This is a genomic window from Streptomyces sp. NPDC060064 (assembly GCF_042736455.1).
In the GTDB taxonomy this organism is placed as follows: domain Bacteria; phylum Actinomycetota; class Actinomycetes; order Streptomycetales; family Streptomycetaceae; genus Streptomyces.
In genome coordinates this window covers 197,679-210,381 of the sequence record NZ_JBHWWF010000008.1, presented here as the reverse complement: position 1 = coordinate 210,381, position 12,703 = coordinate 197,679, and the positions used below count along the sequence as shown (strand labels likewise).

The 12,703-nt window shown below is 71.1% G+C and carries 12 protein-coding genes; 4 read left to right on the top strand and 8 right to left on the bottom strand.

Going from position 1 to position 12,703, the window contains the following annotated elements:
• Window positions 1–231 precede the first annotated feature (231 nt).
• The 3 genes from ACFWDI_RS13155 (at window position 232) to ACFWDI_RS13145 (ending at window position 4,001) form a co-directional block, all read left to right on the top strand.
• A complete protein-coding gene (locus ACFWDI_RS13155) occupies window positions 232–1,764 on the top strand; it encodes a S8 family serine peptidase (protein WP_385303546.1) in 1,533 nt (510 codons plus the stop codon).
• 102 nt (window positions 1,765–1,866) lie between these two features.
• Window positions 1,867–3,348: a CoA transferase gene (locus tag ACFWDI_RS13150; RefSeq protein ID WP_385303545.1), complete on the top strand. Its 1,482-nt coding sequence runs from the start codon at window positions 1,867–1,869 to the stop codon at window positions 3,346–3,348.
• 65 nt (window positions 3,349–3,413) lie between these two features.
• Window positions 3,414–4,001, top strand: a complete 588-nt coding sequence (locus ACFWDI_RS13145) for a hypothetical protein (protein ID WP_385303543.1) — start codon at window positions 3,414–3,416, stop codon at window positions 3,999–4,001.
• On the opposite strand, the gene ACFWDI_RS13140 is transcribed toward ACFWDI_RS13145, so the two are convergent.
• The 8 genes from ACFWDI_RS13140 to ACFWDI_RS13105 form a co-directional block, all read right to left on the bottom strand.
• Entirely contained in the window at window positions 3,991–5,034 is a 1,044-nt protein-coding gene (locus tag ACFWDI_RS13140; protein ID WP_385303541.1) for a zinc-dependent alcohol dehydrogenase family protein, read from the bottom strand. The two genes, ACFWDI_RS13145 and ACFWDI_RS13140, sit on opposite strands and share 11 nt — an antisense overlap.
• 29 nt (window positions 5,035–5,063) lie before the next feature.
• Window positions 5,064–5,747: a lysoplasmalogenase gene (locus ACFWDI_RS13135; RefSeq protein WP_385303586.1), complete on the bottom strand. Its 684-nt coding sequence runs from the start codon at window positions 5,745–5,747 to the stop codon at window positions 5,064–5,066.
• Window positions 5,748–5,752: 5 nt separating this feature from the next.
• Window positions 5,753–6,658, bottom strand: coding sequence for a sterol desaturase family protein (locus ACFWDI_RS13130; RefSeq protein WP_385303540.1), 906 nt, complete (start codon window positions 6,656–6,658; stop codon window positions 5,753–5,755).
• 132 nt (window positions 6,659–6,790) lie between these two features.
• The gene (locus ACFWDI_RS13125; RefSeq protein WP_385303538.1) at window positions 6,791–7,513 is read right to left on the bottom strand and encodes a VIT family protein; all 723 of its coding nucleotides are present in this window, start codon (window positions 7,511–7,513) and stop codon (window positions 6,791–6,793) included.
• A 24-nt stretch (window positions 7,514–7,537) separates the two neighbouring features.
• On the bottom strand, window positions 7,538–8,761 hold the full coding sequence (locus ACFWDI_RS13120; RefSeq protein WP_385303537.1) for an amidohydrolase family protein: 1,224 nt from the start codon (window positions 8,759–8,761) through the stop codon (window positions 7,538–7,540).
• Window positions 8,758–10,044: an amidohydrolase family protein gene (locus ACFWDI_RS13115; protein ID WP_385303535.1), complete on the bottom strand. Its 1,287-nt coding sequence runs from the start codon at window positions 10,042–10,044 to the stop codon at window positions 8,758–8,760. Before ACFWDI_RS13115 ends, ACFWDI_RS13120 begins: the two co-directional genes overlap by 4 nt.
• Before the next feature lie 10 nt (window positions 10,045–10,054).
• Window positions 10,055–10,939 (bottom strand): SDR family NAD(P)-dependent oxidoreductase, encoded by an 885-nt coding sequence (locus ACFWDI_RS13110; RefSeq protein ID WP_385303533.1) that lies wholly within the window; start codon window positions 10,937–10,939, stop codon window positions 10,055–10,057.
• Window positions 10,930–11,736 carry an acetoacetate decarboxylase family protein gene (locus tag ACFWDI_RS13105; RefSeq protein ID WP_385303531.1) on the bottom strand — a complete coding sequence of 269 codons (807 nt, stop codon included), beginning with the start codon at window positions 11,734–11,736 and terminating at the stop codon, window positions 10,930–10,932. The genes ACFWDI_RS13110 and ACFWDI_RS13105 overlap by 10 nt, the downstream gene beginning before the upstream one ends.
• Before the next feature lie 105 nt (window positions 11,737–11,841).
• Here ACFWDI_RS13105 and ACFWDI_RS13100 point away from each other — a divergent pair, with 105 nt between their 5' ends.
• On the top strand, window positions 11,842–12,462 hold the full coding sequence (locus tag ACFWDI_RS13100) for a TetR/AcrR family transcriptional regulator (protein WP_385303529.1): 621 nt from the start codon (window positions 11,842–11,844) through the stop codon (window positions 12,460–12,462).
• Window positions 12,463–12,703: the final 241 nt, after the last annotated feature.

The following is a 12,703-nucleotide window of genomic DNA, read 5'->3' as shown; positions in this document are numbered from 1 at the left end:
GGACTTGGGGATGCTCACAGCGGAACCTCACGGTCGGGGACGGTTTGATGTTGCTCCACCCCCTGACAACGGCACGGAGAGCGCGTCGAAGTGGTTCAGCGTCGGCCTTTTTCTTCCCGGTTTCTTCTCGAACTCATTGATGGGGCCGCATGATCAGCGATAGCTTCGCTGGTCATGTACCCGCCCATTCGCGTCTGTCTGGGCGGTTGTCACGGATGATGTGGAGAACCCATGGCTCATCTGGGATCCAGACGGCGGCGCGCACTCGCCCTGCCCGCAGGTCTGGCGCTCACGGCCTCGCTCGGCTTCCTTCCCGCGGGAGCCGCCTCGGCAGCCCCGGCGGACGAGGTACCCGCCGCGGTGGTGACCGACGGCCCGAAGCTGTCGTACGTCGTGAACGTCAAGGGCGGGCAGGGCACCGCCAAGTCGGTCAAGAAGGCGATAGCCAAGGCCGGCGGTTCGGTGGTGATCGCCTACGACCGGATCGGCGTCATCGTCGTCCACTCGCAGAACCCGGACTTCGCCAAGACGATCCGCCAGGTCAGGGGCGTCGCCTCGGCCGGCGCGACGCGTACCGCGCCGATCGCCGCCGCGAGCGACACCTCGATCAACTCCGAGCGCCCGCTCACCGCCCAGGAGGCGAAGACCGCGGCGGCGCAGGCCGAGTCGGGACAGGACCCGCTCGAGCCGCTCCAGTGGGACCTGCCCGCCATCAAGGCGGACAAGGCTCACGAGAAGACGCTGGGCAGCAAGAAGGTCACGGTCGCGGTCATCGACACGGGTGTCGACGACACGCACCCCGACCTCGCGCCCAACTTCAACGCCAAGGCGTCGGCCAACTGCGTGAGCGGCAAGCCGGACACCACACCCGGCTCCTGGCGGCCGGCCGCCGGCGAGAGCGACCACGGCACGCATGTCGCGGGCACGATCGCCGCGGCCAAGAACGGTATCGGCGTCACCGGTGTCGCGCCGGGCGTCAGGGTCGCCGGCATCAAGGTGGCGACGACGGCCGGATTCTTCTACACCGAGTCCGTCGTCTGCGGCTTCGTCTGGGCCGCCGAGCACGGCGTCGATGTGACCAACAACAGCTACTACACCGACCCGTGGCTGTTCAACTGCAAGAACGACCCCGACCAGGGGGCCCTCGTCGAGGCCGTCACCCGCGCCACGCGGTACGCCGAGCGCAAGGGCACCGTGAACGTCGCCGCGGCCGGCAACTCCGAGATGGACCTCGCCGTCGACGAGATCACGGACACCACGAGCCCCAACGACACCACCCCGGTCGAGCGGGTGATCAACCCGCGTGAGTGCCTGGACATCCCGTCCCAGCTCCCCGGTGTCGTCACCGTCACCGCGCTCGGCGCCAAGGGCCTGAAGGCCTCGTACTCCAACTACGGCCTCGGCATGGTCGACATCTCCGCCCCGGGCGGCGACTCGACGGCCTTCCAGAAGCCGGACGCTCCCGCCACCGACGGCCGGATCCTCTCCACGCTGCCGGGCGGCAAGTACGGCTACAAGGCCGGTACGTCGATGGCTTCGCCGCATGTCGCGGGCGTCGTCGCGCTGATCAAGTCGAAGCACCCGCACGCTTCGGCGGCGCAGGTGAAGGCGCTGCTCTACGCGGAGGCCGACGACACGGCCTGCACCAACCCGTACGACATCAACGGCGACGGCACGGTCGACGCGGTGTGCGAGGGCGGCAAGCGCAACAACGGCTTCTACGGAACGGGTGTCGCCGACGCCCTGGACGCGGTTCGCCGGTAACAGTGCTTCTTGGGGGCCGGACGCGGACTGCCGCGTCCGGCCCCTGTGCGTGTCTACGGCTTCCTGTGGCACTCGGGTGGCACTCAGTGCCATAGTGCGTGCATGGCTCACACATCCTTGAGCGGTACGCCTGCGAGCGGTCCGTCTTCGAGCGGTCGGTCGTCGGCCGGTACGGCCCACGCGTGGGCGGCGCTCGGCGGCGATCCCGCGCTCCTCGACCGCGTCCGGTACGAAGGCACGGGCGGGCTGCCCGCCCAACTGCCTGTCATGGAGCTGGCCCGCTCCTGCGTGGCGGTCTGCGCACTGGCCGCCGCCGAGCTCGCCGCGCGCCGCACCGGCGGCCGGGTCCCGGCCGTCCGGGTCGACGACGGAGCGGTGACCGCGGCATTCCACAGCGACCGGCTGGTGCGGGTCGACGGCGTGGCACCCACGACCTTCGCTCCGCTGTCCCGCTTCTGGCGGGCGGGCGACGGCTGGGTCCGTACGCACGCCAACTACCCGCACCACCGGGCCCGGTTGCTGGCCGCGCTCGGGCTGCCCGGCGACGCGGGCGTGGAGGCCGTCGCCGCCGAGATCGGCGGGCGCCGGGCCGCGGAGGTCGAGGAGACGGTGTACACGGCCGGTGGTCTCGCGGTGGCCGCCCGTACGCCCGAGGAGTGGGCGGCGCACGAGCAGGGATCGCGGGCCGCCGCGCACCCGCTGCTGACGATCGCGCCGGTCCATGAGCGCGACGAGCAACCACCGCGCATCTTGCCGGAGTTGACGGGCGAGACCCTGCTTCCGGCCGCCGGGCTGCGGGTCCTGGATCTCACCCGGGTGCTCGCCGGGCCGGTCGCCACCCGCACTCTCGCCCTGCTCGGCGCGGATGTGCTGCGGATCGACGCTCCCGGGCTGCCGGAGAGCCAGGAGGCGCACAACGACACGGGCATGGGGAAGCGGTCGACCCGGCTGGACCTGGGCGACCGGGTGGGCGACCGGCGGATCTTCGAGGAGCTGCTGGAGAGCGCCGATGTGGTGGTGCTGGGCTACCGTCCCGGCGCGCTGGAGCAGTTCAACGGGATGACGGCCGACGCGCTCGCCGTACGCAACCCGGGGCTGGTGATCGCGCAGCTCTCCGCGTGGGGCCGGTACGGGCCGTGGGCCGAACGGCGCGGCTTCGACAGTCTGGTGCAGGTGGCGACCGGTATCGCCGCGATCGAGGGCGGTGAGGGACAGCCCGGCGCGCTGCCCGCCCAGGCGCTGGACCACGGCACCGGATATCTGCTGGCGGCCGGGGTACTGCGCGCACTCACCGAGCAGCACGACGAGGGCAGAGCCCGGCTGGTGCGGCTCTCCCTCACCCAGACGGCGGCCTGGCTGATGAACCGGCTCACGAAGGATCCGGCCGAGGAGGCCAAGGAGACCGAGGGGACCGAGGAGACCGAGGAGTCCGGTGCGTACGACTCCGAGCGGTGGCTCACGGAGACGGACAGCCCCATGGGCCGACTGCGGCACGCCCTGCCGCCGGTCTCCTTCGCCGGCGGCCCGGCCAACTGGTCGCGTCCGCCCGGCTTTTGGGGGTCGGACGCGCCCGAGTGGCGCTGAGCACGGTTGCGGAGGCTACCGTTGCCCGTCCGCCCGTCGTGCCCCGCCCGTACCTGGAGTCACCCGTGTACCACGAGAGTTCCTGGGAGCCGCTGCCCGCACGGTCCGTCGCAGAGCTGACGCTGCGGTTCGTCCTCACCGTCATCGTGCTGCCACTGCACTGGGCGATGCTGCTGGCGGGCTTCGCGTTCTTCCTCGCGATCGCTTTCGTGGGCGATCTGTTCGCGCTGATCCCGGGGTTCGAGAAGGGCTTCGAGAAGACCATCGACGCGCTGGGCGACCGGCTGCAGGTCTGGCCGCGCTGGTTCGTGTCGTGGCCCGAGCTCCGGCACGAGGGCGACACGGCCTTCTACGGACGGCGCGCGGACAAGGAGGTGGCGGACTGGACGCGCAAGGCGACCGCGCCGCGCGGCAAGAACAAGGCTGTGCCGCCGTGGACCTGCGAGATTCCGGTACGCAAGTACCGTGCCGTGGGCGCCGGTTACGTCCTGCGGGCGGCCGAGGCGCAGGGCTGGGCCCTGCGCCACGACGAGTACTCCGACCTGCCGCACGAGATCAGGCTGCGCCGCGTCCCCGAGCCGCAGACGCCGGACGCGGGGAGCACGGCGGCTTCATCCGGCGATCCGGGTCAGGCCCCCTCGGTCACGGCTTGATGATGACCTTGAGCGCGGTGCGCTCGTCCATCGCCTTGTAGCCGGCCGGGACGCCGTCGAGGCCGACCGACAGATCGAAGACGGGCGAGGGGTCGATCGTGCCGTCCAGGATGTCGGGCAGCAGCTCGGGGATGTAGGCGCGGACGGGCGCGACGCCACCGCGCAGGGCGATGTTCCGGTCGAACATCACGCCGAGATCCAGGCCGGTACCGCTGCCGTGGGGCACGCCCACGTAGCCGATCGCGCCGCCGTCGCGGGTGATCCCGACGGCCGTACGCATCGACTGCTCGGTGCCGACGGCCTCGATCACGGCGTGCGCGCCCTGGCCGCCGGTCAGCTCGCGGACTGCCGCGACGGCCGTTTCGCCGCGCTCGGCGACGACATCGGTGGCGCCGAAGGTCTTCGCGATGTCGGTACGCACCTGGTGGCGGCCGAGGGCGATGATCCGCTCGGCGCCGAGCCGCTTGGCAGCCAGCACGCCGCACAGCCCGACAGCCCCGTCGCCGACGACCGCGACCGTGGAGCCGGCCCGCACCCCGGCGCCCACGGCGGCGTGGTGTCCGGTGCCCATGACGTCGGAGAGCGCGAGCAGCGCGGTCAGCAGCCGGTCGTCGGATGCGGCTTCGGCCGGGAGCTTGACGAGGGTGCCGTCGGCGAAGGGCACGCGCACGGCCTCGCCCTGACCGCCGTCGAAGCCGACCGAGCCCCAGAAGCCGCCCTGCGGGCAGGACGTGTGGAGGCCCTCGCCGCAGAAGTCACAGGTGCCGTCGGACCAGACGAAAGGAGCGACGACAAGATCGCCGGGCGCGAAGCCGCTGACCGCGGAACCGGCCTCCTCGACCACGCCGAGAAACTCGTGTCCGATGCGCTGCCCCGGCTGGCGCGCGGACTCGCCGCGGTACGCCCACAGGTCACTGCCGCAGATGCAGGCGCGCAGGACACGCAGCACCACATCGGTGGGCTGCTGGATCGCCGGATCGGGCACCTCCTCCACGCGGATGTCGTGCGGAGCGTGGATGACGGTGGCGCGCATGCGGCGAATCCTTGCTGATCAGACGAGTGTCATACGGATGTACGACTCTCACGGTACGCCTGCGGAACCCGCACCAGCACGCCAGTGGCCAGCAGCAGCTGCGCCGCGCAGTAGGTGAGCATGATCCAGAAGCCGGGCAAGGGTGGCTGCGGCCACCCGGCGACGTCGGTGGCGATCAGCGTGTCGGAGAGCAGAAAGAGCGCCCCGCCCGCGCCCGCGACGGGGCCGAGTCCGCTGGAGCGGCAGGCCATGGCGGTGAGCAGCAGCGAGTAGCCGGCGACCGGGATACGCAGCTCGGCGGGGAGGTCGGGCCAGAGCAGCGCGACGGTACCGACGAGGGCGGTGCCGTACACCGCCGCGAGCGGTGTGGACGTATGTGTACGTCGGAAGAGGACCAGGTAACAGAGGTGTCCGGCGGCGAACGACCCCATGCCGACGAGAAAGGCCCAGTCCGCGTCGCCGAGCAGGAAGACGTCGCCGACCCAGCCGAAGAGCAGTGCGGCGACCAGCGTCCGGGGCGCGCCGCGGGTGACGGCGTACGCCGCGAGCAGCGGTATGAGGAGGGGCTTGGCGATCTGGTGCCCGATGTCCGTGCCGAGGCCGAGGCAGGCCAGATCGCAGCCGACGGCGAGGAGGAAGGAGAGGAGGAGGGCCCGGCCGATCCGGTCACGGGACGCCGCACGGCTCGCGACGGCGGTGCCGACCTGCGGCACCGCGCTCACGCGGCGTGCTCCGGCGCGGGAGCCGCCGCCGGGGTCCCGGACTCCGGCGCGGGAGCGGCCGCCGGAGTCCGGGGCTCCGGCTGCCAGCCGGGTCCGCGGAAGACCCGCCCGGCCCGCTCGCTCCAGGTGCCCGCGGCCCGTACGTCCCGGGCGATCGCCGCGTACTCATGCGTGGCGACCCGCAGCGGGTTGGAGGTCTCGATGTTCTTGGTGAGCCCGAACACGGGCCGCTCGGTCTCGGGCGTGAACGACCCGAAGAGCCGGTCCCAGACGATCAGGATCCCGCCGAAGTTCCGGTCCAGATAGCCGCCCTGGGAGGCGTGGTGCACCCGGTGGTGGGAGGGCGTGTTCAGTACGTACTCGAAGGGCCGCGGCAGCTTGTCGATCCGCTCGGTGTGCACCCAGAACTGGTACACGAGATTGGCGGACGAGCAGAAGGCGAGCGCGGCCGGATGCACACCGCACGCGATGAGCGGCAGATAGAACGGCCAGGCCGTCAGACTCGTCCAGGGCTGGCGCAGCGCCGTGGTGAGGTTGAACTTCCGGCTCGAGTGGTGCACGACATGGCAGGCCCACAGGATCCGGATGACGTGGTGGCCGCGGTGGGACCAGTAGTAGAAGAAGTCCTGCGCGAGCAGCATCAGCAGGATCGTCCACCACAGGACGGGGACGCGCGCGGGGGTGAGCTCGTAGACCGCGGTGTAGATCGCGACGATGGGGATCTTCCACAGGAAGTCGAAGACGAGACTGCCGAGCCCCATGCCGACGCTGGTGGCGGCGTCCTTGGCGTCGTATCCGGCGGCGTCGTCGTCCGGATGGAGGCGGACGGTCACCATCTCCAGGACGCTGAGCAGCACGAAGGCGGGTATCGACCACAGCACGACATCGGGCAGGTTCGGCATGGGTGCACCGTAGAGGCGGGGGCCGGGCGCGGCTAGACGTTGTTACCGACAAGTATGCGAGACGAGATGTCAGCAACCTTTGGTGACTTCTGCCAAGTCGACATGCGTACGGTCCGGCCCGGCCGGCGCCCCTCAGACGCCCACCGCGCCCAGCAGCGACCCCGCCCCGTACGTCACCGCCATCGCCATCGCTCCCCCGCCCAGGTTCCTCAGCACCGCAGGGCCCGCCGCCGCCGCGCCCAGGCGGGCGCTCCACCAGCCCGTCAGGGCGAGGGCCGTCAGCACCGAGCCCACGGTGACGTACAACCGCATCGACGCCGGCGGCAGGACGATCGCCAGCAGCGGCAGCAGCGCGCCGACCGTGAAGGCCAGGAAGCTGGCGCCTGCCGCGTGCCAGGGGTTCGCCAGTTGGTCCGGGTCGATGCCGAGCTCCACGCGCGCGTGGGCGCGCAGTGCGTCCCGTTCGGTGAGCTGCTGCGCCGCCTCCCGTGCCACTTCCTGGGACAGGCCGCGGGACATCAACAGGCCGGCCAGCTCATCGAGTTCCTCCTCCGGCTGTTCGCGCAGCTCGCGTCGCTCCATGGCCAGCGCCGCCTTCTGCGAGTCGCGCTGCGTGGACACGGAGACGTACTCGCCGACCGCCATCGACATGGAGCCGGCCAGTAGTCCCGCCAGTCCGGCGGTGAGCAGGGTGTCGCGCGAGCCGGTGGCTCCGGCGACGCCGACGACGAGGCCCGCGGTGGAGACGACGCCGTCGTTGGCGCCGAGTACCGCTGCGCGGAGCCAGTTGAGCCGCGCGCCGAGGGCCCCGCCGTGAGCTTCGTCGTGGGGTCCGTCGTGGGGTGCGTCAGTCACCCCGGGAGGGTCTCACCCGGCCCGTCACCAGACGCGCACCGACCCGCCCCGCGCGAACGCGGGGCTCGTCGCGCCGGCCGGTATCTCTGCCAGGGGCTCGGCGATCTCCTCGACCGTCGGACCGACCTTCGCCGCGATCGGGTCGAGGAGGCCGAGGTCGAAGCCGTACACCCGCGCGGCGTTGCCGCCGGCCATCGCCGCGACCTCGTCCCTCGGCAGACCCGCGTAGGCGATGCGGAGACCTTCGCGGGAGTACGGAGCCGTGCCTTCGTCGTGCGGATAGTCGCTGCCCCACATGATCTTGTCGAGGCCGATCCGGCCGCGCAGCGGCACCTCGTGCGGGCGCATGAAGCTCGCGCCGACGAAGCAGTTGTCGCGCCAGACCTCGCTCGGGCCCTTGCCCATCGAAGCGGCAAGCCCGGCACCGAACTTGGACTCGGCGGTGGCGGCCTTCGTCGCCGCCACCAGGCGCGAGTGGTAGTAGTCCAGCATGTCGAGCACGCCCGGAATCCAGCCGGATCCCTGTTCGGTGAGGACCAGTTTCAGCTCCGGGTGGCGGCGGAAGGCGCCGCCGAAGATCAGGTGCCACAGGGCCCGGTGCGAGAACCAGGTGGTCTCCACCATGAACACCGCGCGGGCCGCCGGTTCTTCGCCCAGCGGCGGGGACGCCGAGCCGCCGTGGTGGTTGACCGGTATGCCGAGCTCGGCGCAGACCGCCCAGATCGGGTCGTACGTCTGCGAGTACAGCTCGGGCAGGCCCGAGCCCGGCGGCGTACCGGGCAGCAGGATCCCCCCGGTGAGTCCCGCCTCCTTGATCCGGTGGATCTCGCGGACGGCCGCGTCCACGTCGTTGAGCAGGATCTGCGCGACGCCCGCCCGGCGCCCGGGGGCCGCCGCGCAGAAGTCGGCGAGCCAGCGGTTGTGGGCGCGCAGTCCGGCCCAGCGCTGTTCGTACTCCTCGCGCGTCGGCGCCGGGGCCATCAGCGAGGCGCTGGGGAAGAAGGGCGGGATGGTGTTGGGGAAGACGACCTCGGCGACAATGCCGTCCGCCTCAAGCTCGGCCGTCCGCCGGTCCGAGTTCCAGTTGCGGTCGGCCGTGTCGGCGAGGAGGTCCTCGTACGGATTGATGTACGTGGCCGCCCAGGCGTCGAAGTCGTCGTGGTACCTCTTCTCCAAGTACGGCTTGTAGTCGAGGAGATCGGCCCCGGCGTGGCAGTCGGCGGAGATGACGGTGTAGCGGTCCGTCATGACGACGCTCCCAGAACCGGGAAGTCGTTGTCGGTCAGCCAGTGGCGGCCGACCTCTCGCGACCTCGCCCACGACGCCTCGACGGCCGACTGGTCGTCGGACTGGCCCAGTTCGGCCGGCGTCGGGCCGATCCGCCGGGCGATCGGCTCCAGCACGGACACATCGAAGCCGAAGACCTCCGCCGCGGCCAGGCCCAGCATGCGTCGGGTCTCGGCGACCGGGATGTCGTGGAAGGTGTTCTTCAGCCAAGCGCGGGTGTTGGGCCAGGTCCCTTCCGGATGCGGGAAGTCGCTGCCCCAGAGGATGTTGTCGACGCCGATCTCGTACCGCTGGGCGAGCTCGCGCCGCTTGGTGTTGGTGGCGCAGATGAAGATCTGCCGGTCGAGATACTCGCTCGGCGGCCGCTTCAGCTCGGCGAACGGCGACAGCTTCTTTCCGCCGTGCGCGCCGAGATAGAGCCGGTCCATGAACCAGAGGAGGTTCGGCAGCCACCAGCAGCCGGACTCGGCGACGCCGAACTTCAGGCCCGGGTGACGCTCGAAGACGCCCGACCAGAGCAGGAACCACAGCGGGCGGGCCGGCCACCAGGTCACCTCCGAGACATAGATGCCCAGGTGGTCGCCGTACTCATGGCGCGGCGCCGCGCCGGAGTGGGTGACCACCGGCATGCCGGTCTCGGCCGCGGCGGCCCACACAGGGTCGTAACGGCGCTCGTGGTACGGCGCCTTGTCCACCCACATCGAGGGGATCATCAGCGCGCCGAGCCCGGACTCCTTGGCCCGGTGGATCTCGGCGACGACCCTGTCGACCTCGCCGGTGACGGGCAGCAGGGCGACCCCGCAGTGGCGTGCCGCGTTCTCCGCGTTGCCGCCGACGAACTCCGCGAGCCAGCGGTTGTGCGCCTGCGCGCCCGCCATGCCGAGGTCGGGGTCCTGGTCGCCGGAGAGTCCCAGGCCGACCCCGAAGGGCGCGGCGGTCCGGCTGTCGACGGCGTCCGCGTCCGGGAAGACGACTTCGGCCGCCACTCCGTCGCCGTCGAGCTCCTTGATCCGCTGGGTGGTGTCCCAACCTCCCTTCAGGCCCTCGGAGTTGTCGCTGAACCACTGTGTCGCGAAGGCTTCGTTGCGTACGCCGAGCCGGTTCATCTCCTCGCGGCGCGCGTCGCGCCCGGCGAGGAAACCGTCGAAGGCCCGGTGGAACCTGCTGTCCAGATAGGGCCGGTACTGCTCGGTCGGCAGTCCGGCATGGCAGTCGGAGGAGATGATCAGGTACGGGTCCGACATCACGCATCCCTCAATCGAGAATGAAGCTTTCCAGGTACGACGGGTTGGCGCGGTCGAGCATCGACTGCGACCTGGCGCGGATCTGCCGGTCGCTGTGCTCGCTCTCCGGCAGCATCCAGAACCGGTCCGCACGGATCCCGTCCACGACGAGTGCGGCGACTTCCTCGACCGGCGTGAACGTCACCTCGTGCCCGGCGTCCCTCATCGCCGCCTCCCACTGGTCGAGGCTGCGGTACGGCGTCCTGCGCGGCCGCTCCTTGGCGTACCGATGGGGCCGGTTGCGGTGCGACTCCCACAGTCCGGTGCGCAGCATGTGCGGTCCCGGGAAGAGCACGGACGCCCCCACGCGCGCGTGCTCCGCCTTCAGATGCGCGTACAGCGACTCGGTCATCGTCACGACGGCAGCCTTGGTGACGGCGTAGACGGAGGCGGTGGGCAGCGGGGCGATCCCGCCGTCGCCCGACGAGGTGTTGACGACATGGCCCGGCTCGCCGCTCTCGATCATGCGCGGCACAAAGGCCTGGATGCCGTGGAAGACGCCCCAGACGTTGACGGCGAAGGCCCATTTCCAGTCGTTGGGCTCGTGTTCCCACATCCGGCCCTCGGCACCGGAACCGACGCCCGCGTTGTTGCACAGCACATGGACGGCGCCGAAGGTCTTGTACGCCACGTCCGCCAGCGCGAGCACGGAGGCCCGGTCGCTGACGTCGACGGTGCGGGCGAGCACCTGGGCGCCTTCTTCGGTCAGTTCGTCCGCGGCCTCGCGCAGCGCCTTCTCCTCGACGTCCGCGAGGACGACCTTCAGGCCGTCCGCCGCGAACCGGCGCGCCATCGCACGGCCGATGCCGCTCGCGGCGCCCGTGACGACGGCGATCTGTCCCGCCGTCAGCTCCATCGGACGCTCCCCTCGGGCGGGCCGTCGAGGATCTGCTGCGGGTCGTCGTAGCGCTGATGGATGTACGGCAGCAGCGCCTGCGCGCTGACCCGTTCCGTGACCCGGCCCTTCTGGTCGGTGGTCTTCTCGCCGATGGTGAGCTCGACGACACGGCGTACGGGGAGGTCGGCGACGGGGTCGTACATCGACTCGCGCAGCACCACATCGCCGGTGATCTTCTCCAGTCTGCGGAACTTCTCGTTACGGGTGCAGTGGACGAGGACCGGGTCGGCGTCGAAGCCCTGGCCGTCCACGGCGGGCAGGAATTTGAAGTAGAAGTCGAGCTTCTCGGCCGGCTCGGGCAGCGGAAGCGGTCCGTCCACCGCGCCCCGCACCTCGACGAAGGCGATGCCGTGCCGGGCGAGCACCGCCCGTACGACCAGGCCGTCGCGTTCGACACCGACCTCGCCCAGCTTCTTCGGCTCGCCGAAGACCTCACGGCCGCCGATCAGCGCGCGCTCATGGGTCATCGGCATGACCAGGGGGTACCAGCCCTCGCGGCCGTCGTGCAGCGCGGCGACCGCAACAGAGCCGGCGCCGAGCGGATAGCCGGGCAGGTCGACCTTGCTGATGGCGGCCCGTACGAGCGGCCGCTCGGTGGGCTTGAGCGGCGGTGGCAGTACGGCCGCCACCGCGTCCGGGTCGCTCTCCCACACCGCCACCACGCCCGTGGACCAGATGTCGGGGAGCTTGGAACTGGATGCGCGGGCCGCGGCGATCTCCGCCTCGGTGCGCGCGCCGTACCGTACGCGTGCCATGTCGTACCGCCCTTCGTGGAGTGTCCTTTCCGGGGGTCTGTAACACAGTTACACCGGAGCCGATGAAGGGTAAAGAGCCGTGCACGTACCGGAATTGGGGGCACCATGCCGAGAACCGCCCTGACCCGCGACGAGGTCCTCGACTCGGCTGCCGCCCTCGTCAGGCAGCACGGCCCGCAGGCCCTGACGATGCGCAAGCTGGCCGCCGAGCTCGGTACCGCCGTCACCTCGATCTACTGGCATGTGGGCAATCGCGAGTCGCTGCTGGACGCGCTGGTGGAGCGCACGGTCCAGGAGATGGGCGCCATCCGGCCCACCGGCCGTACACCCTCCGAGCGCGTCGTCTCGGTCGCGCGCAGGCTCCGCCGTGAGCTGCGGGACCGTCCTCATCTGATCGCGATGGTCCACGAACGGGGGCTCACCGAAAGGATGTTCCTGCCCGCGCAGCAGGCGCTCGTCCATGAGGTGCACGCGGCCGGGCTGCGCGGGGCGCGCGCCGCCGAGGCCGTGCGCGCCGTGCAGTTCCAGGTCGTCGGCTTCGTACTCGTCGAGCGCAACCGCGAACGCTCGCCCGTCCAGTCGCCGGGCGAGGGCGAGTTGTGGGAGGGCGCCGGCGCGGCGGAGCACGACCTCGCGCTGGCCCGCGCGCTGGCGCGGCCCGCCGATCCGGAGAAGCTGTTCACCGCCTCCGTACGGGCGCTGGTGAGCGCCCTGCTGGACGACTGAAACCAGACGGCTCAAAGCGGACGACTGAAACGTGACGACAGGAAGACGACAGGAATCGAACAACAGGAATGGGACGACAGCGACCGGAGGGGCTGGGACAACGCCGCCGCGCCTGCCTGCGAAACCGCTGCAGGCAAGCGGGGGTTGCTCGCCCGGGCCTGGTTCCACGTCCCCCGAAGGAGCGACAGCTACCGCCTGCCCGCTCCGCCCCGGAGCGGTCGACGGCCACCCCGGCCTGGCC